This window comes from Roseobacter sp. MED193 (assembly GCF_000152965.1).
In the GTDB taxonomy this organism is placed as follows: domain Bacteria; phylum Pseudomonadota; class Alphaproteobacteria; order Rhodobacterales; family Rhodobacteraceae; genus Pseudophaeobacter.
This window is the reverse complement of sequence record NZ_AANB01000005.1, coordinates 1-22680: the sequence shown is the minus strand read 5'-3', so window position 1 is coordinate 22680 and position 22680 is coordinate 1. Positions and strand designations below refer to the sequence as shown.

Genomic DNA, 22680 nt, shown 5'->3' with positions numbered 1-22680 from the left:
TATTGTTAAGGTGCCCGGCTAGACCGGGAAGATCACATTGGTCTGACCAGTGCCCGATGAGGGGAAGTATTCTGTCAGAACTTCGCATTTGCCATCGTAGTTGTCCCAGCCAAGGGCACCATATAGCATTGCCGTGTCATGCATTGAGCCTTCGCCACAGCAGAATTGAGCGTACTCGCCGAGCATTTTGAGGAAGGTGGCATGATCGCCCTGCTTCCACATCTCCAGCACATGCAGGTCCATTTGGCGGTTGAACTCGGAGGAGATGGTAAAGGTGCCATTGTTGGCGGCATAGTCTTTATTGGCCCAGATCTTGTGGCTGAGACTGCCCGAAGCGACGAGCAGCACTTTTTCATCTGTAGCTTCAATGGCTTCGCGGATGGCTTCGCCGACGATGCGGCTTTCATCGTGATCATGCACCGTGGCCCAGGCGGCAACAGAGACCACCTTCATGTCGTGCTCACGGCTCATGAAGCGCATGGGCACCAGGGTGCCATATTCCAGCTCAAGACTATCGAGTTGATGGCACAGCGTATAGGCGCCACGATCGGTGGCGGCTTTGGCGATGGCCTCACCCAGCTCCGGGTTGCCGTCATAGGCGTAGGGCAGGTTTTGAATGAACTGCGGGAATTCATTCGAGGTGAACAGCCCCTCGAAATGTTTGTTGGCGTTAATGTGGAAGCCTGCATTGATCACCCAATGGGTGTCGCAGATCACCACCGTAGTGGCGCCGAGTGTCTTGGCGCGTCGCGCGATTTCGCGGTGGCCATCAATGGCCGCCTGACGTTTGCCTTTGACGGGCCCCTCCTGCTCGGACATGAGCATGGTTGGGACATGGGTCATTTTGGCGGCGAGAACGATTTCTCCCATTGGGATCTCTCCTTAATGTATAACCGGGGAGGGGCCAGCCCTTCGATTTCAAATGGGCATTTGAAATCTCACCCCGGGATATTTCTGGCCAAATGAAGCCAGGTTCAGGTGGTGGACCTCAGGCGCCGAGGCGGGTGATTTTATGTTGTCCGGTGGCAAAGCCGATGTGTTTTTGTTCCATGTAGAAATCAAAGCTCCAGTCGCCACCATCGCGGCCGATGCCGCTGGCTTTGACCCCGCCAAAGGGGGTGGGCAGGTGGCGCACGTTTTCCGAGTTCACCCAGATCATGCCAGCCTCCAATTGATCGGTGAAACGCAGGGCACGGGTAAGGTCGCTGGTCCAGAGATAGCCGGTGAGGCCATATTGGGTGTCATTGGCCAGCTCCAGGGCCTCTTCCTCGGTGCTGAAGGGGATGGAGGTAAGCACGGGGCCAAAGATTTCTTCCTGGGCGATGCGCATTTGATTGTTGGCCTCTGTGAAGAGGGTGGGGCGAACAAAGTAGCCCTCATCGCCAAGTTTGGTTCCGCCAGCGGCCACGGTGGCCCCATCTTCCGTTGCGATCTGAAAATAGGAGGTCACCTTGTTGTAGTGTTCCTCGCTGATCAGGGGGCCAATTTCGCTGGCGGGATCCAGAGGGTGCCCGACTTTGATCTTGTTGACGCGCTCCACCAGCTTGGCCTCGAACTCTGCGCGAATGGTATCCTGTACCAGCAGGCGCGAGGAGGAGGTACAGCGTTCGCCATTGATGGAATAGATCATGAAGATCACCGCATCCAGCGCCCGGTCCAGATCTGCATCGTCAAAGACGATGACCGGATTTTTGCCGCCCAGCTCCAAGTGCATGCGCTTCAGGGTATCGGCACCCTGTTTGGTGATGATCGACCCTGTGCGGCTTTCACCGACAAAGGCAACGGCCTTGATCGCGGGGTGTTCGGTCAACCGCTTTCCAGCATCATGACCATAGCCGTTGACGGTGTTGAGCACACCAGGGGGCAGGCCGGCCTCTTCTGCGATTTCAACCAACAGGCGGGCTGTCAGCGGGCTGTCTTCGGCGGGTTTGTGAACCACGGTGCAACCAGCTGCAAGGGCGGGCGCAATCTTCCAGGTCGACAGCATAAAGGGGGTATTCCAGGGGGTGATGACGCCGACCGGGCCGATGGGTTTGCGGGTGGTGATGTTCATCAAGGTCGGCGACTGCAGATGCTGGCCATCGCGGGCCTGGACCACCTGATCGGCAAAATAGCGGAAGTTTTCGGCGCCGCGCAGGGCGGCTTTGGACATGAATTTCAGGGTCTGGCCGGTGTCCCAACATTCGCACAGAGCGATTTCTTCGGCGCGGGCTTCGATGCCTTCGGCGACGCGGATCAAGATCTTTTTACGCTCAATAGCGGGCATATCGCGCCAGGTTGGGAAAGCAGTCTTGGCGGCTTCTGCGGCCATGTTGATATCCGACTCAGAACCACGGGCTACATCACAGATGACCGATTTGTCTACGGGCGAGATCGACTGGAACTTACCAGCCGAACCGGGGTGATCCTCTCCGGCGATACGGTTCTGGATGCCGGTTTCCTGGAAGCGGGCCAGAAAGCCGCTTAGCTTTGTGATATTGTCGTTCAGGGCAGTCATGAGGATACCTCCTGCGAAGGGCGACCAAGATGGTCACGAATTGAGCCGGTTTTGGGGGAAAGATCGGGGTCAATATCGCGCATTTCCAGGGAAAGGGCGATCGAATGTTTGGCGATGGCGGGGGATAGAAAGCTCTGTGCCGCGTCAAAAATGCGCTGTGTTGCCTCCTGTTTGACCTCTGGCGTGCGGCCAGCGCGCAGACGGATAGAGATGTCGACAAAGCCATGTTTTGGGTCGCCATCCGCAATGGCATAGTGATCGACGCGTGTGGCCCGCACTCGAACACCTGCTAGGGGAAAGGTGTCTATTTCAACTGCGGTGGCGCGAATATGTTCGCATAGAGCAGTGATGTCGACAATCTGGTCCAGATTTCCTGAGTATTCGATCTGAAAATGGGGCATCACAAAACCTTTACATGTTAAGTAAAGGCACCATAGCCGCGGTTCAATGCGCTGTCAAGAAAAGCTTAACATGATAAGTAAATAGTGCTGCAACTTCCAACAGCACCGATGGCCCGTGGGCGCCTCAGTTCCAGTTTCGACTTATTGTCAGGGCTATCTTGCGGTGGAATTTAAGAACACCGGGGCAGGACGGCGTTCGGCCAACAGAGAAAGTCTGTGCAGCCGAACCCGTCATTTGTGGCAAAATCGAGTTAGCCCAGAGCTCCGGGTGCTATGGTGCACCAGTCCGAGGCCTCTTCAAGTTGGGCAGCCAGTTGTATCAGGCAGCCGTCTTGGCCAAAGCCGCTGACAAGCTGAACCCCAATAGGCAGCCCGTCAGCGGTTTGATGAACGGGCAGGGTCATTGCAGGCTGACCAGAGGCATTAAAGGGGACTGAGAAAGGGCTTAGATCCAGGAGGCGATCCACAAAGGGATCAAACTCTAGATCCTGATCAAGGGATGTCAGCCCAAGCGGATGCGCAGGCCCATTTGTGGCTGCCGTCAAAAGAATATCGTAGGATTCAAAGAAGGCGCACATTTTGCGCACCTGGCTATTCACCGCCGCATAACGCGCCAGATAGTCATGTAATGAAACCCCAGCTGCATAGCGCATGGTGCGCTGAGTCATTGGTTCAAACCCCTGCATCGGTCCGGCTGCGAACTCGGGCGAGAAAAACCCGGCGAGTGATCCGACCAGCAGGCGGAAGGCCTGTGAGGTCAGCTCGGCAAAATCAAAATCAGGCCGTGCTTCTTCGACGGTATGACCAAGCGCGCTGAGCTTTTGCGCGGTTTGTGTGACGGCCTCGGCGCTGGCTGGATGGATGGCCTTGCCGTCAAACCGATCGGTGAGGAAGCCAATCCGCAGTTTTCCAGGAGGGCGTTGCAACAGCGCTTCAAAGCCACCTTCCGGTGTTGCAGTGAAATAGGGGCAGCCCTGATCGGGGCCAGATGTCACATCCAGCAGGGCGGCACAGTCACGCACCGTGCGGGTGACCGCGTGCTCATGGCTCATGCCGAAGTTGGGATCCCCACGATGCGGACCAATGGCGTTAACGCCCCGGGTGGGTTTTAAACCCACCAGCCCGTTATAGGCAGCAGGGATCCTGATGGAGCCCGCACTATCGGTGGCATGGGCGGCGGGCACCATGCCACTGGCAACTGCAGCTGCAGCACCACCGCTTGACCCACCAGCGCTGAGCCCTGTGTTCCAGGGGTTGCGGGTTTTGCCCCAGGCTTTGCTTTCGGTGGTGATGGTCAGGCCAAACTCGGGCGAAGCCGTGCGGCCCAGTAGCCCAAACCCGGCGGCGCGCAGACGCGAAACGGTGGTTGAGTCGAACCCCATATCGGTGCCGCGGAACATCTCGCTGCCATTGGACAGGGGCATGCCCTTGGCGGGCGCATGCAGATCTTTCAACAGATAGGGTAGGCCAGTAAATCGGGATGTCTCGGCTGTTTTTTCCAGGGCATCCAGCGCTTCCTCGAATTGGGTTAGGACCACGGCATTGATGGCCGGGTTCTGCGCCTCGATCTGTGCGATTGCAGAGAGCAAAATATCACGGCGCGAGATTTCACCCGTTTCGGCCAATTCGGCCAGCCCAACCAGATCCTGTTTCAGCCATTCGTCACGATTTAGCATTCAAAAACTCCTGGGTCATATTGGCACCTGACACGATGTTCAGGATCACGGCGTCTTCCTCGCTTACTGACACATAGGCATGGGCCATGGCAGCGTCGTAATAAACGCTGTCGCCAGACTCGAGCCGGACGGGTTCATAGAGGTCAGAATGCAGCTCGACCGCGCCGGAGAGAACAATCACCAGCTCCTCACCGCCATGGCGAATTGGGGCCGAGAATTCGGTAATATCGCGCGCGGTGACCGTGGCATAGGTGGCGTCGATCAGGCGGTTTTTCAGCTGTGTGGCGATGGGCTCAAAGATGTAGTTGGCAGCTTCAAGGCGCGGTAATTCCGATCGTCGCGCCACCGACAGACGACCCGTTGGCGAGGTCTTAGGAACCTGCGCAGAAGCCCCGTCAAGAATAGAGACGATGTCCGTATCCAGCCCCGCCGCGAGTTTAAGCATCACATCATAGGTTGGTGACAGATTGGAATTCTCGATCTTGGAGATTGTCGACAGAGCCAAGCCAGAGGCTTCTGACACCTGCTTTAACGTCAACTTTTGCGCGCGCCTCAGGCTTTGGACCATGGCGCCAAAGGCGGCACGCTTGTCTTGAAATTCTTCTGACGTTTCGGTCTTGGACATGATATTTTCCGATACGAAAATTTTATTGACTTTTTTCCTATCATCAAATTTTCTGCCAAACAAGGAGAACCAATGATCTGGATACTGCTTATCATTTTTGCGCTGGCGGCTGTGCTGTCTGGGGTCGCTATCAGCTACGTTGCCGGGGCGGCTGCGGTTCTGGCCTTTGTTCTGACGGATCACGCGGCCTATCTTGGCATTCTGCCGCAGCGGATTTTCAGCCAGATTGACGTCTTTACCTTTTTGGCAATGCCGTTGTTCATTCTGGCCGGCGAGACTATGACCAAAGGCGGAGTGACACGGGTGTTGATTGACCTCGCTATGCTGCTGGTCGGGCGGCTGAAAGGCGGGCTGGGCTATGTGAATATCGCATCCAGCGTCTTTTTGGCGGGGATCTCTGGCTCAGCCGTCGCTGATGCGGCCGCCACCACAAATACGTTGGTTCCAGCTATGCGCGAACGGGGCTATCGCACTGATTTTGCCGCTGCCCTCACGGCGGCCAGCTGTGTGATTGGCCCCATTATTCCGCCCAGCATCGTCATGATTTTTTACGCCGCACTGATGAATGTCTCTGTCGCGGCGCTTTTTGCTGGGGGCATTGTTCCGGGCCTTATGATGGCTGTTTTCCTCGGGGCCTATAATTTCTGGATCGCCCGCAAGGAAGACCATCCAGGTGGAAATTCAGAGACCCTGCCGCCGGTCAAACCGACAGTCTTGCGCGCTCTGCCTGCGCTGTTGATCCCGATCACCATCGTTTCGGGAATTGTCTTTGGCGTTGTCACCCCAACAGAGGCCGCGGGTCTCGCGGTGGCCATCACCCTCTGCCTCGTCTTCTTATATGCCTATTGGGACCGGCAGGGTCTTGTTGGCGCTTTCAAAATCTCTGCCAACCTGGCTTCTGGCGCGGTGGAGCGCACGGTAATGCTGACAGGGTCAATCTTTATGATCCTCTTTGCGGCGGCAGTCTTTGGCTATCTGATGGGTATCCTCAAAGTACCTGATCAGATTGGCGCGGCGGTACAGAGCCTCGGGCTGAACAGTACCTACTATTTCCTTTTGGCCAGTGGCGTGATGTTTCTGGCAGGCATGGTGATGGATATTTCCATGGCCCTGGTGCTGCTGGTGCCTGTGCTGATCCCAGCTGCAATTGCTGGCGGCGCCGACCCCGTGCATGTGGGGGTGGTGAGCTGCCTGAACCTGACACTGGGGTTGATCTCGCCGCCCTTTGGAGGGTGTCTCATGGTGATCTCCAGCGCCAGCGGTGTGAACTATATGCGGTTGAGCCTAGCCATCCTGCCCTTTCTGGCGGTTCAGATCGCCTTGCTGATCCTGTTGATTTTCTACCCTGAAATTACCCTCACCCTGCCTCGGGTACTGGGGCTTATTCAATAATGACTACATAAGGGAGACCACCATGAAACACGCATTATTTGCTGCGGCCGCTACGCTGTTGACCGCTGCGCCGCTTTGGGCGGAAGAGATCAAAATTGCCGTTGGCTGCCCGCCAGTGAACGCCTGTTCCGACTATGTCTATGCTGAAGATCTGGCTGCGGGGCTGCGCGAACAGGGCCTGGAGGCCAGCGTCTTTGCAGGCGGTGCCCTGGGCAAAGATCCAGAGGTGGTCGATCAACTGAGCCAGGGCCTAGTGCAGTTTGGCATGACCAACTTTGTGATGATCAAGGAAGTGGATCCGCGTATTTTGGGCTTTATTGCTCCCTATATGTTTGATGACATGGAACATTTTTTCCGCGCGACCCAGGATACCCAAAGCGACCTGCTGGAGGAAATCAAGGCCTCGATGGAGGGGCAGGGCGTCAAGATCGCAGGTCTGCCGGGTCTGGGCGGCACAATGGGTGTGTTCAACGTCAAAACTCCGGTGGCCAAGGTCGAAGATATGGCTGATCTGCGCCTGCGGGCGATTGATGCCACCCAGATTGAACTGTTCAAAAACTGGGGCGTCCAGGGGGCTGTGGTCGATATGCCTGAATTTGCTGGGGCGGTGCAGCAGGGGGTCGTGGACGGCTATTACAACCCGCCCGTGGTGGCTCTGATCTTCCGCCATACCGAGTTCTTGAAACATTATACTGATATAGGAGCAGGTACGCCATTCCGCTCAGCCTTGATGTCTGCAGACTGGTATGGCGATCTTGATGACGCAGATAGGGCCAAAGTGGATCAGGCGGTGGATCAGGCCAACGCTAAAAACCGTGTCTGGACCGCCAAGGCCGCTGCCGGTGAGCTGGCAGGCCTACAGAAATCTGGCGTTACAATTTCAACCATGTCGCCAGAGGCCCTGGCCGATCTGAAGGCCCGCAGTGAAGAGGCCTGGGCTGGCCTCATGCCCGCTGATTCAGTCGAGGCCTTTCGTGCCTTGGCGGCCAAAACACGGTGACCGGCTTTCTCCATCAGGCAAGCGCGCAGGTTGACCGCGCTTGCCTCCTCTTGGCAAAACTGGCCCTGATAGGCATGGCCCTGACCGTGTTGTTGCAAATCTGGGCGCGCTACGGCTTTGACTATCCGTTCAGCTGGACAGAGGAACTGGCCCGCTATCTGATGATCTGGGCCGGGCTACTGGGTGCTACATGTGCCTTCAAACGCCGTCTTGATCCGACGGTTGTGCAGGTCAATCCTGAAGATCAAAGCACCTGGCACAGGGTGGTTTTTGCCCTGACGGTTCTGATCTTCCTGTCCCCTATTCTGTATTATTGCTTCTTTGGCCCGAATATGAATTTTGAGCGTGGTTTTCTGTGGCGCAGCAGCAATCGCATGTCACAGGGGATGGGCGTGAATATGGCAATGGTCGGCGCAATTGTCCCGCTCAGCTGTTCCATATTATTGCTGCATCTTGCGGCGCTCTTGACCACGAAAAAGGCTGCTACATGATTAGCCCTGCGATGTTTTCAGCTGCCGATATTCACGCAGCACTTGAGATCCCTGACCTGCTGGGCCCGCTCAAAACTGCAATGATTGCGGTCTCAAATCAAACCGCTGGCCACCCGCCCCGATTTGCCGCTCCGATCAATGCGCAGGGGCGCATGGGGATCATGTATGGTCATCTGCAAGATCCACCCGTTCATGGAGCCAAGGTGCTGAGCCTGTTTCCAGGCGCACCTGCGATGGGCCTGTCCAGCCATCAGGGCTTTGTCATGTTGTTTGACAGTCAAAATGGCAGGCCATTGGCGATTTGTGACGCCGATGCGCTAACGGCTCTACGTACATCTGCCATGTCAATGCTGGCGACCCAGACCCTGGCGCGCTCCGATCCGCAGGAAATCACGGTTTGCGGCGCAGGTGAGCAGGCGGAGTGGCATATCCGCGGATCCCTTGCTTGCTTTCCGAAGGCCAAGATCCGCATCTGGGCACGGCGTTTTGATGCGGCGCAGCAATTGGCGAAGCGCTTTTGCGATCACTCTTCGCAGGTTGTCGCGATATCTGACCTGCCAGAGGCCGTGAGGGGTGCCGATGTCATTCACACAGTCACTGCCTCAAAAGAAGCGTTTTTTTGCGGCGCATGGTTTGAGTCCGGTCAGCACATCAACCTGGTCGGCGCGAGCCTCGCTGACACGCGTGAGCTGGATGATGCAGGTGTAGCCCGCGTGTCAATGTTCACGGATTCCTGCGAAAGCAGCAGTCGCGAGGCCGGCGAAATACTGGGCGCCAAACATGCGGGCCTCATTTGCGAGGATTACACTGTAACCGAGATTGGCCAGGTCCTTTCGAACCGCCATGTTGGACGCCAGTCAGATGCTGAGATTACGGCCTACAAATCTCACGGGGTTATTGTACAGGATCTGGTTGCAGCCTATGAGGTTCTAAAGCGCAAGGAATGCGGCCTTTGATGCGGAGCAGGTGTGGGAACCCAGTCCCCAAACCCGTTTCACTGGTCAGGACCGCGCCGGTGCTGTTGCGGGCTTGTCCTGCAATCGTGCCGCGGCAAGGGCGCTGAGTGCAACCATGACAGCCGCCGTGCCAAGGCAGGCGGCCAAGCCCCCCAGTTGATAGGTCAGCCCTGACAGGAGGGTCCCGATCAAGCGGCCTGCCGCGTTTGCCATATAGTAGAAGCCAACATCCATCGTGACCCGTTCGGCCTTGGTGAAGGCCAGGATCAGGTAGGAGTGCAGGGATGAATTAACGGCAAAAATTGCCCCAAAGGCCAGCAAGCCGGCGACGAGCGATACGGTGAGCCAAAGTGCCGGTTCACCGGTGAGCAGTACTGCCAAGGCGAGGACCGCAGGGACGATCGCCAACAGCAGGGCCCAATTTCGTGCAGCGGCAATCAACTCGGCTTCGGTGCGCGTCGCAGCCTTTAGGATGCGCGGCGCGCTGGCCTGAATGACCCCGTAAAAGATCGTCCAAATTGCCATGAAACTGCCGATCAGAAAGAACGCGGCTCGGTTGCCCTCTTCGCTGCCATCCGAGAATACCGCGTAGAAATAGACCGGGATGCCAACCACAAACCAGATGTCGCGGGCACCAAAAAGAAACACCCGCGCCGCTGACAGCCAGTTAACATTGCGTGATTTTGAAAACACTTCGGAGAATTTGGCTCCCTTGCGACCCACTGGCAGCCCCTTGGGCATGGCCAGCAAAACCGCTGCCAAAATAATCGCGAGGATCAACGCCATACCAAGGACTGCCCAGGTGAAACCGACTGAGGCGAGGAGGGCGGCGCCAAGCAAAAAGCCGAAGCCTTTGACCGCGTTTTTGGAACCGGTGAGAACCGCAACCCAGCGAAACAACCCGTCCCCCTCGCTAGGGGCCAGCAGCTTGACTGCGGATTTTGACGACATCTTTGCCAGATCTTTGGCCACTCCTGACAACCCCTGAACCATCATCACAAAGATAACAGAGGTACTGATTTGCCAGCTGGTATCCAGCTGTGTCAGCAACAACAGGGCAACCACCTGCAACGAAAGTCCGGCATATAGCGTTGCTGTCAATCCAAAGCGCACGGCAATCCAGCCTGCAGAAAGATTGGTCACCATGCCGGCGATCTCATACAAAACAAAGAGATAGGCCAGTTGCACTGGGGAGAACCCCAGCGTGTGAAAGTGCAACAGCACCAACATACGCAGGGCGCCATCCGTTAGCATGAAGGCCCAGTAAGAGGCCGTGACCGCGATGTAGGCGGCCAGTCCCGGTTGTTGTGTCACAGCTGGTCCCCAACCATGCGAGCCACATCCACCAGTCGGTAGGCATAGCCCATTTCATTGTCATACCAGGCATAGATTTTCACCTGCGTGCCATTCACCACCATGGTCGAAGGCGCATCGATGATGCTGGAGCGCTGGTCATTGGTGTAGTCGGCCGAGACCAGCGGCCGGGTTTCATAGCCTAGGATTCCTTTGAGCGAACCTGTCTCAGATGCGGCTTTGAACAGGGCATTGACCTCTTCTGCGGTGGTTTCCTGCTCGACCTCAAAGACGCAGTCGGTAATGGAGGCATTGAGCAGCGGCACCCGCACCGCATGACCGTTGAGCTTACCGGTAAGCTCTGGGTAGATCAGTGTGATCGCTGTCGCGCTGCCGGTGGTGGTGGGGATCAGATTGGTGAGGGCCGAGCGCGCCCGACGCAGATCCTTGGCGGGCCGGTCAACGATGGTCTGGGTATTGGTCACGTCATGTATCGTGGTGATTGAGCCATGTTTTATCCCGAGGTTTTCGTGGATCACCTTGACCACGGGGGCCAGGCAATTGGTGGTGCAGCTTGCGGCTGTCACAATACGATGCTGCTCTGGCTGATAGATGTCATCATTCACGCCGACAACGATATTGGCTGCATCGCCATCCTTGACGGGGGCCGAGACCACCACTTTTTTGACACCTGCATCAAAATAGGGGGCCAGCTTGGCCTCCGTTTTGAATACGCCAGTGCAATCAATCACCACATCTACGCTCTCAAGCGGCAGATCCTCCAGGCGCGTCTCACGATGGGTGGGCAGGCGGGTGCCATTGATGGTGATGGATTTGTCGTCATGACTGAACTCTGCGTTCCAACGCCCATGCACAGAGTCGAACTCCAACAGATGCGCATGCATCTCTGGTGTGCCGACTGCATCATTGATCCAAGCGATTTCAGCACCGCTGTCCAGCAGTGGTTTCAGCGCAAGCTTACCCATTCGGCCAAGGCCGTTCAATGCATAGGTTGTCATGACTTATCCTACTCAGATGTGCGCGCGATCTCGTCGACGGCGCTTTGAAGAGAAATTCGATCCAATTGTTCGATGGGAAGGGCGGCAAATCCCTGCAGTCGGTGGTTCAGCACCCCATAGGCCTGTTGGAAGGCGAGGCTTTTCTCGGCCTCGGTGCCCGTGGCCTTGACCGGATCCGGCATGCCCCAATGGGCGCTGATTGGTTGGCCATCCCAGGTGGGACATTCCTCATTTGCGGCCTGATCACAGACCGTGAAAACAAAGTCGAACTCTGGGGCACCCTCACCGATAAATTCTGCGACGTTTTTGGACCGCAATGTGCTGATATCATGGCCTTTGGCCTTGAGCATCTCAATCGCAATGGGATTGAGGTGGGACTGAGGTTGGGTTCCCGCTGAGAAGACTTGAAACCGGTCTTGCCCTTTCGAGTTCAAGATGGCCTCAGCAAAGATGGAACGGGCCGAATTGCCGGTGCAGATAAAAAGAACGTTGTATTTCCGGTCAGTCATTTGGTTTTCCTCTGACGTAACAGGGTCTGGGTAGGACCTGCACAGATCCGGACGGCCCCGGCAGCAGTCCAAAAACAATGAGTCCAGTGTTTCACGTGTCGTTTGCATGTTGATCTGATACCGCAACCAGGTGCCGGTCCGGGTTTTGCTCACCAGATCCGCCTGCATCAAAGCAGAAAGATATGACGATAATGTGCTGGCTTTTATGTCCAGCGCAGCCCCGATTTCCCCGGCAGGAACCTGGTCGGGATAGCGGCGCATCAAGAGGCGAAACACCGCAAGGCGCTGGGGGTGCCCAAGGATGGACAGGCGGAGGGGAATCATTTCTTCCATATTTCACGTAATAATGAAATAAAGATCCGAGGGCAACAGGGGAGATGGCAGATCCTGTGATGATTTGGCCCGCCAGCCTCCTATAGGGTGGGAGGGCTTAACCTTGCGGTACGTGAAGCAGCCTTCACCAACTGACTTGGCACATCAAATTATCGATCAAATCTAGGCGTGCTCATATGGGTGGCTGCATCTTGTCGCTATCCAGGTTTAATCATCTCACCGTCCCGGCATGGGTTCCTCCGGGCAAGTCGTTGGTCATCCAGCCTGGCTGAAGTTTGTTTCATGCATCGTTTTTCCAAAGTGTTTTTTACCAGCAAGTTGTGTTGGTAGCCTAATCACAAAGGAACGAATGATGACGAAAGAAATAGGTTTAGTTGCAAAACGTCAGCTAGGGATCAAGATTTCGACGGCGGCTTATGGCGTCTTGGAAGGTCGAGCCCGGGATAGGGGCATGTCGCCAACCACTTTTGCAAGATGGTTGCTACTTGACCGGCTTGGATACGAAGGTGAAGTTGTTTTCCGTGGGGCGCGCCGCAAAAAAGTCATCAAGCCCTTAAGTTCGGAGTATAGAGCCGCTCTTTCATTGCTGCAGGAACTCCAGTTGATCAAAATGCGGTTGGATCAGATTTCCCCTCCAAGAAAAAAGAGGAAGCAAACTCCAGCGATTATAGTGGATCCGGAAGAAATTGCAAAAACACTACATGATGCACAAGCCCTGTTTCGTCGCGTTTTGGCTTCGATGTCGAAAGCCGAAAAATGATCATTAAGTCTTCCCGGATTTCAAGGGGTCGCACAAAGGCTTTGTCCTCTTACTTTAGTAGTAAGGGGGATAACCAGTCGGTCTGCTGGCGTTACGGCGGTGTTAGTGACATCGCTTGGATGGCTTTACCCGCCCAAATCACAGGTCAAGTTTTTCAAGTACGCCACGTCATCATCGCCCCAGAAATGGAGCTGTCGATGACTGACCTGGCTGCAGCCACAAAAGCAGTTTGTGATGAGTATGGCGTTTCCCACCTAGCACGTGGGCAAGTCTGCATTGTCGAGCATGCGAAAGCGACGGACGGTCAGGTGAAGGCTATCCCTCACTTTCACCTGCTGCTTCCGGAATATGACATGGGAAGGGAGCGGGTCATGGACAGTCGTTTTACGCATATGCGTGACGAGAAACTTTCGCGCATGTTGGAGTTGCGATTTGAGCATCCGAGCAGGGCAGGGCAATTCAATAAAGAGGTCTATAGCGGCTTGCAGGAGGAGTTTCCGGGCCTCTGTCTCATCCCGTTTCAACAAGCTTTGAAGCAGATGTCAGTCGAGGCAGGCCTGTCGGCGCGAGACTGGCTGTCATTTCGGGCAAAGGCCCCCGCACCAGCCAAAAGCTGGATGGCGCGGAGGAAGGATGCCAAGACCATGGCGCTCTTGGAGGTCGTCAATGGATTGCACATGCCGCGATTTTTGTAGGGCGGCCTAACTGGACTGACATAGCGAGGCAACAGGAACTTTAGAGAAAGGTGCGTCGGCTGCTTTGGGATGCCCAGAAGCGGGACCTGGAGGGGGCTGTAAAAGACTTGCAAGCTCCACAGCTGTAAGCTGGCGTTTTGATAGAAGATCTACCACGATTGATTTCACCATAAGACCGTGCTCTTTTAAAATTCGGGTTGCAATCTGTTCCGCGTCTTTCAAGAACTTATTCATGCGGGATCTGGTTTCCACGTCTTTAAGCAGCTCAGGCAAAGAGCTTTCAGTCACGTGCCGCCAGATGAGGCCTTCACTTCCCAGCCCGAATTGAAACTCAAGCCGTGCGGCCAGCAACGTGGCCTGGGCAAGGTCACTTGTCATACCGCCGCCAGCCGCCGCTGAGGGGGCTTCGCAATATAGACTTTCCGCCGCCCGCCCCGCTAGCAAGGTTGCCAGATCTCTCTCTAGTTGTTTCTGGGTTGGAAAAGCAGTCAAATGGCGAAATTGAACAAATCCTCCGGTGCTCCCAATTTCTGCGTTGAGCGGAACGCCTTTACCGAGCAGAAAGCCAACAACGGCGTGACCGGCCTCGTGGGTCGCTGCCCTTTTTAAGTCTTCAACAGACGCGGTTGGGGTAGTTTGCTGTGCCGCAGTCCACAGGTCTTCACCTGTGATGGAGCGGCGGTGGTAGCGCGAGAGGCTTTGGGCCTGTCGAACGACGGCTGCGGCATCTGCACCGCTTTGTCCAACCAGATGGGCAGCTGTTCTTTCGATGTCTGCCACCGATACAGAATCCGGAACATGAGATTTTAGAATCTCAGCAATGGCCTGTTTGTCCGGTAGATATAGCGATACCTTCTGGTCAAATCTGCCCGATCTTGTGAGCGCCGGGTCGAGGGCACTGATGTCGTTGCAAGCGCCTACCACCAATACACCCGCTGATTTTGCTGTGCCGTCGAGCTGCTCCAAGAGGGCGTTTACCGTACTCCGAATATATGTAGCGTTGTCACCTGATGCTTTTGCGCGGTCAGTGAAACTGTCAATTTCGTCGATGAACAGGACTGACGGAGCGTTGTCGCGTGCTTCCTGGAAACAGCGATACATTGCCGCTAGAAAATCCCCAAGATGGCCTTCCCGCTGCCAGTCTGCGTAGCTTGTTGCAATGAAATGCCCACCCACTGCTTCTGCTAGCTTACTTGCTGTGAATGTTTTTCCGGTGCCTGGCGGACCGGACAACAAGACGCCACGGGGGATTTCTGACCATTCTAGCTCATTTGCTCTCCAGGCGCGCATATCCTGAGCCAACTGTTTGATTGGAGAGCTAGTAGGTCCGAGCCCTTTAACTTGGTTTAGAGCCTCAGGATTTGCTGATGTGTGGTTTTGTTCGATTAATAGCGAGACAGCTCTAGCCATTTCTAGAGGTTCTCTATGACGGGCGGCAATAGAAACGTCCTGTGGATCTAGGCGTCCAAGTGCGGTATCAAACGGCAATTCTTGAAAGGTACGCGCGAACTGTCCAGTTGATGCAGAGTTGTGAATGACTGCGTGTAGTTTCAACAAGCTCTTGCGGCACAGTGGGGCAAGGACAATTTCATTTGAAATGGCTTGCCTGATGTTGGCAGGTAACTGATTGATGGTATCAACGACAATCACTGCTGGAGATTGGTTTTGGAGTACTTGAAACAGCTCTTTTTTGAAGTCATCCTTATTTTTGACCGGATTTGACCGAGCGCCAAGGGTCTTCTCATAATGAACTTTCATTTTGGGAAGGTGATCGTGCTTGCTTTCAATCTCAGGAAGTAAACCTCGTTTGATCGCATCGACTGTTGGTTCGATCAAGCGTGTATCTTGCGTTGTGATTACAGTGATCTTGAATGGGTTATAGATTTCACTGACGAGCGCGTTATTTGACTGTGGTAAGGCAGAACAGAGCCGGATGAGGGCAGCTACAGTAGGAATATCGTAGTTTGCGGTGATTTTGCGCCAAGCGGAACTAGGCCCTTGATCTACTGCTTCATCTGGGTCGAAATCTGGCAGTTCCCACAGGGTGTTCAAGCGCGTGAGAGCGTCAGGAAACCAATCACTTAGAATGGGCGTAAAAGCGGGACGGCTGGGGCTCATGCGAACCATTTTGGAACCTTTCGGGGTAATCTGAAAATGCGGAGAAAGCTTCTTGCCCTGCTGTGGCAGAGGCGGAAGGGTTAGGCTTTCGATATCAGCCGCCAGGCGGTGATCGCGTTGAATTCAGGTTTTGATCCGGAGAAGGTCATTTCTGTCGTTTCTGGTTTAAGGGTTTCAAAGAGTGCAGAGGGCTGCTCTAGGTGTATCAAGTATTGGAAATATTATGTTTTTTGGCTTCTAGGAAAAATATGAGCCCCCAACGACTTCGGTCACAAATTTTGCCACATAGATCACAACTGCGATTTCATGAATCCGGTGAAATTGAGTCTGAATTTTACTGAGCATAGAGGACTTCCTTTCGTGTTGAAACCCAACTATATTAAATAAATATAATTAAATCAATATGTTAAATGAAGTGAGGTGCAAATTTAATTTGGTGGGGTGGTTGAGCCTCCCTCAATTGGCCGCGAAGATTGAGGGAGGAACGGCCTTCTCGCTTAGCTCACTGAGGTGCCCTGCTCGGGCTGGGGAGACACTAGTATTCCCCGCGTTGCAATTCTGAGAATGTCCGCATGGGCTGCTGGGTGCACGTGAACGCTTTTGGCTTCTGACTGATTTACATAGCAATGATCGCGCTTTGCTTCGATGAGCCGCCAACCGTCTGTTACACGCCGTAGTCTCACTCGGGTCGTAATGCTTGAGCTAGCTTTTGCTGCATACGCATTTGATGCTTTCTTTCCAGCCGGCCGGAGAGAAACCTCTGCACCAATTATATTTTTTTGTGTAAACCCCTTATTCATAAGAAGTTCCTCCGTCTCACGTGCAAGAAAGACAACATTGGAAGCCGAAAGTGTATGAGCTTGCGCTTTTCCATTCACCAAGTCGAGTTTCTCAACTAGAGGGTTCATCAACGAGGTTTCGAGATGGCGCTGTTGCTCCCGGAAATTTTCAAGTTGATCGTCTAGGAGAGACCGGCTTCGCAAAGCGGACTTTAGATCAGCTTGAAATTTTGGATCCCGGGGCTGGTTGTCATTTGGGCATTCTTGAAATTTTTGTTCCAAGTGTTCAATGCGCCGTATGATATCGCTCCTCTTCATACTTAGCTTATTGATCTGATTTTGAAGTTTCGCAATTTGACCGTCGATCTTCCGGCTGGTGACTTTGGTTCTTGCCATTCGGTTTTCCATTTCTGTTGGAAGGGAATCTATATTTTGAACGCACTTTTCTTCTTGCCGTCCCGGGGTTTCTGGGCGGGGTGCGGTTTTGGATGGTGAGGGTCTTGGTGGGTATATTCAGGCGCTCTTCCGACTGACTGTCAGGCAGAAATGAAAGGTAGCTCTGATCCCTATTTCCGTGGCTTGAGGAGTATTGACTCCAGTTGCTCGCGCCTGCGCCCGTATTGCTCTCTGGCCTGTGGTCGCTTTATTTATGTATTGTTCTTTCACTCTCTACTCCGCTCAATTCATATTTTTCCGGCTGTAATATAAGCTCTAACCAGAAATCGCCTTTGCGATAATTGAGTTTATATCAGACTATTAATAATGTGTCCTGATCTTTTTTAACGATTTTCGAAAATAGACGAGAATATGACGGGCAAATAAATTCGTTATTAAATTTTTAGATGGCGTGGCCTTGTGATAATAAAGTGTCTTTAGAAGCCATATGCGAACCCTTCTGGACTTCAATTTATGTCAGCTTGGAGTGATTTGATCCTAAATGTGAAATTGACCCCAAAAGGGTGTTTGCGAGCCTTCAGGGAATGTTTCCATTTCGCCTAAAAAAATAGGCACATTTCCCAGCATTCACTTTGAAGTGAACGAGATCCCGTGCCTGCAGAAGTTCAGCTGCTATGCTGAAAGAGTCATGCACTCAGAACCTCATCGAGGTACTTGTCTACTTCTTCAGCGGTCCACTCTTTGGTCGCCAGGCCAACCCGGGTAGGGGCGTAATAGTCCTCTGTATATTTGACAGATCCATCGTGATCTGTTTCGCCAATGGGCGGCGCGTATTCGTCGGCGGGATCGCCAAGGAAACCTCCCCTGTCCAAAACTGTCATGGGTGCGCACTCTATAGAATGGATTCCAGCTGCAATGTTATGAATCCCAATCGCCTCGCCTTCCTGGGTCAGCACCAACCTTGCATTAAAAGGATGCCGATATACCTTATCACTATCTGTTCCGTGTCCCCTCTTTCTAAGCGGTTGATAAGGTATATTCGCAGGCCCAAGAGCTGATGTTAAAGCAGCCGTATCACCAAACACCTCTATCAAGCCAAGGATCGGTCCCAAGGTGCTGACGCCATATGCGCCGTCCAAGTCGACCCACCGCTGCGTATAGAGATGTTTTTTATCCCCCTTTCTGATATGCACTGTATTTTCCACTGTCTGCTCGGTGCTTTTTATCAGTTCAGCCGCAATCTGAGTCATCCATTTGCGAGCTGTTGGCCGGGAGATTCCTGCTTGTTTTGAAATTGCTGTAATGGTGGGCTGACCTTCGTGTCGGCTAAGTGCTTCCAGGGCGTCCAGAACCCGTTGACGTGTTTTCTCAGCGTTTTTTCTGGCTCCGTACCTGCCCCCCACTCCCTGTTTGAAACTCTGAGTCATGCTTGCGTCGATCAAGTGGGCCCGGTGGCACGCGCCCCGATCTTTGCTGTCGCTGCTTGGCGCGTATATATTAATGACGAAATTGGAAACCGAATTGACGATCACGTTGATCTCGGAGCGTGGAAGAGGTCCTTTACTGAATTGAGCGAACTGATCCTGGTTCAGTTGGTGCGCGCGGGTTTCGATCCAGGCACGCATATCGAAACCCTCTGGGCTTCGTGTTTTCTTCCTGTAGGCAGCTAGCCGTGTTCGATTGAAAATGAAATCGTTTCGTCCAGCGTAACCCTGCAAAAGCTGCTTATCTTGGCTTAAGCGAGTTTCTGACAGGGCAGGGAGAGATTCGGCCAATTTGTTGGTTTGCGTCCCTGAAGCCAAGGTGTTCTGTTTACTAAGGGCGCGCCTGTAATATTTTTTGGCAGGCTCAAGGGGGCCAATCGCCTCCCGGAGCTCATCTAGTGACCAATCACGGTAGTCACCCTGAACATGATCCCAATTGTCCGCATGGGGGTTTTTGCTGAGATCAATCAGTTTCTGGTCGACAGTCAAACCAAGGTCTTGAAGTCGCATGATCAGGGTTTTGCGGATTGCATGATAAAATAGCTCTGCTCTGGTTTGCCCGCCATTCATGCTTCGTTTGACCGGCGTGCGAAGCCAGTAAACTAAATGGGGTCTGCGCAGGAATGACGGGGGGTCGACCGCTTCTTTTCTGCGCGAGACGAAGTACCTCGGCATAGGCAGTCCGGCCGTTTTCAACAGGTTGAGATCGAAGTTGCAGTCTACGTCGATAACTAGAACATCGAAACGACCCTCTCTATCCAATGGTAGGTAGGCCATCTGCATGAGAACAAAGCGCTCAGCGTCTATGCGTCCCTGAATTTTGTTATTCTCGTCGATAACAGCGTACTGGCCAACGTGCGGCAGCCGTTCTTCGCGGAGCAGGGTGTTTTTAGGCGGAAAACGGTTCGTATAGACCGTTTTCCACCCCTTGTGGGCGTGAGCCTCACGGGTCCGGATTTGCTCCCAGTATTGTCCAAAGACCCTTGCGCGTTTCGCTTCAGACAGGGCCGGGCGACCGGGTCGTTGGTTTCCGAGACAAAGAAATTCAGGGAGGCTCAGATCTTTCCAGCTGATCAAACCGCGCTTCAGGCGGCAGCAGATGCGGGCTTGGTATTGGCACGTGCAGTTTGCCTGCGCGTTCGAGACCGATGGGCACTCCTGCTGCTGAGGTTCTGGTCTTGCAATCTGGTTTAGATCTCGAAGATTTGCGGATTGGAAATGTTTCATGTGGCGGCTGCGAGTGTCTCCGTTCGGATCCTGAGATCGGAGAACCAGGCCATCTTCGGATTCGCTGAGAGCTCAACGAGTAAATTCCTGAAGCAGTCGAAGTTTGTCATTCTTTCCTTTTTTCACGTCGAGTTTTTGCTGTGCGGTTGTGAGTTTTGATGAGCCGATGAGCCCGGTTCGCGACAATTTCTTGCCTCGTTTGCGGTCGATTGACTTTAATGTATTTAGTCCGTAAAAATTGGTCAAGAAAAATGTCTTTCATCCGTTAAAAATGCCTGCTAGCGTCCTAAAGTTGGTCCAAGGAAATTGTGACAGGGAGATTCAGCTTTCTTTTTTTTCTTTCTCCCGATGCAGTCTCCTGACTTCGAGTCGCCGGAATTCTCCAATTTTTGCCATGCTTGCTTTGCTGTCCGCCGGTTCAAGCCAACTTTGACCATTGCCCAACTTCGGACTGCGCTTACCGTCTCTGCCTCCACTAGACCCATGGGGTTTCGCGAAGTCGCCAACTCTGCTGAAATCAAATATGGGCAAGCTACACACCAAATCGCGCAGTTGGCAGACGGTAAGGGCTCTGATCTTGGCCTGAAGTTACTTGTCCGGCAGAAGGCGGAGGGGCGTCGCTCAAGCTTTGTAAAGCCCTCGCGGACTGGCAAAGCGATCGCATGTTGTTATGCGTTACCTGAGGAAAGAGACCCAGCCCTAACGTTAGACGGGGTCAAGCGATCTGAAATGCTAGCTAAACATTTGAAACAATCAATTTTGCCGGCGTTTAACGAGGTCACTTCGCGGACACAGGGGCTGTCTTTGGGCTCCTTTTGCGTTTTGTTGCATGTAACCCTGAAACAGTTCGAGATTGCATTCGAAGGCCGACCTTTGCATGAGGTTTCCTCGTCGATTGGCATATCCAATGTCCCAAGGCATATTTCGTTCCTCTCGGAAGGTACTCCCAAAAGAAAGGGTCTCGGACTGATAGAGCTGACTCGGAACCCCGAAGATCGGCGGCTGACGCTTCCCAAGCCATCAGAAGCTGGAATTGAACTGATGACGGCAATTTGCTCACGGCTGTTGCAGCGACCCGCTGCCCAGCTTCGCAGGCCAAAGCCAACATCAATCGAGGCTTTGGATGCCCCGGTTGATGCGGCTACGTTGAAGAAAGACGATTTTGACTATATCGACCCTGGGACACTGATGCGCCCTGAAGACAAAAAATCTTAATGGTTGCACTCAAGGAATAAACGCTCTGTCAACTAATCAAGTTAACATAAGACTGATTATAAGATATATTCGTGTAGCCGCAAAGCGATAATGTCACCCATGAGCAAAGCAGAAGTGTCACTCTCCTCGCAAAACGATGTGAGGATGAGCGGATATGGGATGGTTGATGATGAGCGAGCGCGAGCTGAACCGCGTGGAGGTTTTGGCGCAGGTCGATGATGGCCAGTTAAGCGTCGACAACGCGGCAAACATGTTGGATTTGACGCGTCGGCAGATATTCCGACTGTTAAAGCGGTATCGCCAGGATGGTGCGGCAGCGATCCGGCACAAGTCGCGCGGTCGCACGCCGAACAACCAAATCCACTTAGCCAAGCGTGACTATGCGCTGACCGTCATCAAGGAACAGTATCCGGATTTCGGCCCGACATTGGCCGCTGAGATGTTGGCCGAAAATCACGGCTTCAAAGTTTCCCGCGAGACGTTGCGCAAATGGATGGCCGAGGATGGTATCTGGCTTTCTCGTAAGCAGCGCCGCCAGTTCCACCAGCCCAGATTGCGCCGGGAATGTATTGGTGAGCTGATCCAGATTGATGGCTCTGATCACCGATGGTTTGAAGATCGCGGCCCACCATGCACCCTGCTCGTCTTTATCGATGATGCCACCAGCACGCTGATGGAGCTGAGGTTCGTCAAATCCGAGAGCACGTTCAGCTATTTCGAGGCTCTGGAAAGTTATCTGCGCCAACATGGTCGTCCCGTCGCCTTCTATTCCGACAAACACACGGTTTTCCGTGTGGCGAAGGAAGATGCCAAAGGTGGTGCCCGCATGACCCAATTTGGGCGTGCGTTGAATCAGTTGAACGTCGAGATCCTCTGCGCCAACAGCAGCCAGGCCAAGGGCCGCGTCGAACGCGCCAACAGGACGTTGCAAGATCGCCTGGTCAAGGAACTGCGCCTTGCTGACATCTGCGATATGGATGCTGGAAACGCCTATCTGCAAGGCTTCAAAGAGCGTCACAACGCCAAGTTCGCCAAAGCACCGGCCAAGCCTGACAACCTGCATCGCGCACTCAATGTGGAGCCAGATCGGCTGGATGATGTGTTGTGCTGGCGCGAGAACCGCTATGTCGGAAAGCAGCTGACGTTCTCTTATGATCGTAAGCGGATCATGCTGGAAGAAAGTGACGTCACGCGCGGTCTGGTAGGCAAATACGTCGACACCTATGCCTTCGTGGATGGCAGGTTTGAGGTGCGCTCAAAAGGCCGCTCCCTGCCCTACAAAATCTTCGACATGGATCAGCGCGTGACCCATGCAGCTATCACCGACAACAAGCGCCTCGGTGCGGTTCTGGAACACATCAAAGAGATACAGGACGCCGCACCGCCCAAATATCCAGTTAGGACAAACTCTGAGAAGATGGGCTATAAGCCGCAAGGCCGACCTTCAGGATCGAAAGCAAAGAGGCAGCGAGATGAAACAAATCAAGCTACGCGTAGTATCTGACGACGGTGTCGAGGCGACCATATCGACCGATGGCAGCCAAGGCGGCGTCGAGGACTACTATGCGGTTGTTTCAGTGGACGGTTTCATCAAGGAAAAGAAAGTCTACGGGATAGACCCAGTTCAATCCTTTGTGCTGGGTCTCAAGTTGATCGAAGAACTGACAACGGACAAACGCATTGGCGACGACGATGACGTGGCAATCACCCCCGGCGCATCATGGCGTATTGAGGTCGTCGAAGACTAAGCCTTGCTCATGTCGCGCCCCTTGGTGACATTCCTGCTTTGCGCAACCAGTGACATTTCTGAATGG

At 53.9% G+C, this 22680-nt stretch carries 20 protein-coding genes; 9 read left to right on the top strand and 11 right to left on the bottom strand.

Going from position 1 to position 22680, the window contains the following annotated elements:
* Nucleotides 1–18 precede the first annotated feature (18 nt).
* The 5 genes from hpaD to MED193_RS00080 all read right to left on the bottom strand — a co-directional run bounded on the left by hpaD (nt 19) and on the right by MED193_RS00080 (nt 5199).
* Entirely contained in the window at nt 19–870 is an 852-nt protein-coding gene (gene hpaD, locus MED193_RS00100; RefSeq protein WP_009807568.1) for a 3,4-dihydroxyphenylacetate 2,3-dioxygenase, read from the bottom strand.
* A 118-nt stretch (nt 871–988) separates the two neighbouring features.
* The gene (gene hpaE / locus MED193_RS00095; protein WP_009807567.1) at nt 989–2497 is read right to left on the bottom strand and encodes a 5-carboxymethyl-2-hydroxymuconate semialdehyde dehydrogenase; all 1509 of its coding nucleotides are present in this window, start codon (nt 2495–2497) and stop codon (nt 989–991) included.
* A complete protein-coding gene (locus tag MED193_RS00090) occupies nt 2494–2898 on the bottom strand; it encodes a 5-carboxymethyl-2-hydroxymuconate Delta-isomerase (RefSeq protein WP_009807566.1) in 405 nt (134 codons plus the stop codon). Before MED193_RS00090 ends, hpaE begins: the two co-directional genes overlap by 4 nt.
* Nucleotides 2899–3149: 251 nt before the next feature.
* On the bottom strand, nt 3150–4574 hold the full coding sequence (locus tag MED193_RS00085; RefSeq protein WP_009807565.1) for an amidase: 1425 nt from the start codon (nt 4572–4574) through the stop codon (nt 3150–3152).
* A complete protein-coding gene (locus tag MED193_RS00080) occupies nt 4561–5199 on the bottom strand; it encodes a helix-turn-helix domain-containing protein (RefSeq protein WP_039965568.1) in 639 nt (212 codons plus the stop codon). Before MED193_RS00080 ends, MED193_RS00085 begins: the two co-directional genes overlap by 14 nt.
* A 72-nt stretch (nt 5200–5271) precedes the next feature.
* On the opposite strand from MED193_RS00080, the gene MED193_RS00075 reads away from it, so the two are divergent.
* From MED193_RS00075 to MED193_RS00060, 4 genes are read left to right on the top strand one after another with little or no spacing between them, the layout of a single operon-like run.
* Nucleotides 5272–6591 (top strand): TRAP transporter large permease, encoded by a 1320-nt coding sequence (locus MED193_RS00075; protein ID WP_009807563.1) that lies wholly within the window; start codon nt 5272–5274, stop codon nt 6589–6591.
* A 22-nt stretch (nt 6592–6613) separates the two neighbouring features.
* Nucleotides 6614–7591 carry a TRAP transporter substrate-binding protein gene (locus tag MED193_RS00070; protein WP_009807562.1) on the top strand — a complete coding sequence of 326 codons (978 nt, stop codon included), beginning with the start codon at nt 6614–6616 and terminating at the stop codon, nt 7589–7591.
* Complete coding sequence (locus MED193_RS00065) at nt 7588–8082, top strand: TRAP transporter small permease (RefSeq protein ID WP_009807561.1); 495 nt, start codon at nt 7588–7590, stop codon at nt 8080–8082. The genes MED193_RS00070 and MED193_RS00065 overlap by 4 nt, the downstream gene beginning before the upstream one ends.
* Nucleotides 8079–9038, top strand: coding sequence for an ornithine cyclodeaminase family protein (locus MED193_RS00060; protein WP_009807560.1), 960 nt, complete (start codon nt 8079–8081; stop codon nt 9036–9038). Before MED193_RS00065 ends, MED193_RS00060 begins: the two co-directional genes overlap by 4 nt.
* A gap of 45 nt (nt 9039–9083) precedes the next feature.
* Here MED193_RS00060 and arsJ read toward each other — a convergent pair whose 3' ends face one another.
* The 3 genes from arsJ to MED193_RS00045 are packed head-to-tail and all read right to left on the bottom strand — an operon-like array spanning nt 9084 to nt 12192.
* A complete protein-coding gene (gene arsJ / locus MED193_RS00055; protein ID WP_009807559.1) occupies nt 9084–10352 on the bottom strand; it encodes an organoarsenical effux MFS transporter ArsJ in 1269 nt (422 codons plus the stop codon).
* Nucleotides 10349–11350, bottom strand: a complete 1002-nt coding sequence (locus MED193_RS00050; protein ID WP_009807558.1) for an ArsJ-associated glyceraldehyde-3-phosphate dehydrogenase — start codon at nt 11348–11350, stop codon at nt 10349–10351. Before MED193_RS00050 ends, arsJ begins: the two co-directional genes overlap by 4 nt.
* A gap of 8 nt (nt 11351–11358) precedes the next feature.
* On the bottom strand, nt 11359–12192 hold the full coding sequence (locus MED193_RS00045; RefSeq protein ID WP_009807557.1) for a helix-turn-helix domain-containing protein: 834 nt from the start codon (nt 12190–12192) through the stop codon (nt 11359–11361).
* Between the two features lie 352 nt (nt 12193–12544).
* On the opposite strand from MED193_RS00045, the gene MED193_RS00040 reads away from it, so the two are divergent.
* Nucleotides 12545–12952: a hypothetical protein gene (locus MED193_RS00040; protein WP_039965565.1), complete on the top strand. Its 408-nt coding sequence runs from the start codon at nt 12545–12547 to the stop codon at nt 12950–12952.
* Complete coding sequence (locus MED193_RS00035; RefSeq protein WP_009807555.1) at nt 12949–13647, top strand: hypothetical protein; 699 nt, start codon at nt 12949–12951, stop codon at nt 13645–13647. The genes MED193_RS00040 and MED193_RS00035 overlap by 4 nt, the downstream gene beginning before the upstream one ends.
* A gap of 6 nt (nt 13648–13653) precedes the next feature.
* Here MED193_RS00035 and MED193_RS22165 read toward each other — a convergent pair whose 3' ends face one another.
* The 3 genes from MED193_RS22165 to MED193_RS00020 all read right to left on the bottom strand — a co-directional run bounded on the left by MED193_RS22165 (nt 13654) and on the right by MED193_RS00020 (nt 19651).
* Nucleotides 13654–15765 carry an AAA family ATPase gene (locus tag MED193_RS22165; RefSeq protein ID WP_009807554.1) on the bottom strand — a complete coding sequence of 704 codons (2112 nt, stop codon included), beginning with the start codon at nt 15763–15765 and terminating at the stop codon, nt 13654–13656.
* 497 nt (nt 15766–16262) lie between these two features.
* Nucleotides 16263–16940 carry a hypothetical protein gene (locus MED193_RS00025; RefSeq protein ID WP_009807552.1) on the bottom strand — a complete coding sequence of 226 codons (678 nt, stop codon included), beginning with the start codon at nt 16938–16940 and terminating at the stop codon, nt 16263–16265.
* Nucleotides 16941–17626: 686 nt separating this feature from the next.
* Complete coding sequence (locus MED193_RS00020; RefSeq protein ID WP_009807551.1) at nt 17627–19651, bottom strand: helix-turn-helix domain-containing protein; 2025 nt, start codon at nt 19649–19651, stop codon at nt 17627–17629.
* Between the two features lie 483 nt (nt 19652–20134).
* Between MED193_RS00020 and MED193_RS00015 the strand changes: the two genes are divergently transcribed.
* The 3 genes from MED193_RS00015 to MED193_RS00005 all read left to right on the top strand — a co-directional run bounded on the left by MED193_RS00015 (nt 20135) and on the right by MED193_RS00005 (nt 22614).
* A complete protein-coding gene (locus tag MED193_RS00015) occupies nt 20135–20866 on the top strand; it encodes a hypothetical protein (protein ID WP_157041212.1) in 732 nt (243 codons plus the stop codon).
* Between the two features lie 154 nt (nt 20867–21020).
* A complete protein-coding gene (locus MED193_RS00010; RefSeq protein ID WP_009807548.1) occupies nt 21021–22370 on the top strand; it encodes an ISNCY family transposase in 1350 nt (449 codons plus the stop codon).
* Nucleotides 22339–22614 carry a hypothetical protein gene (locus tag MED193_RS00005; protein WP_009807547.1) on the top strand — a complete coding sequence of 92 codons (276 nt, stop codon included), beginning with the start codon at nt 22339–22341 and terminating at the stop codon, nt 22612–22614. Before MED193_RS00010 ends, MED193_RS00005 begins: the two co-directional genes overlap by 32 nt.
* The last annotated feature ends 66 nt before the right edge of the window (nt 22615–22680 follow it).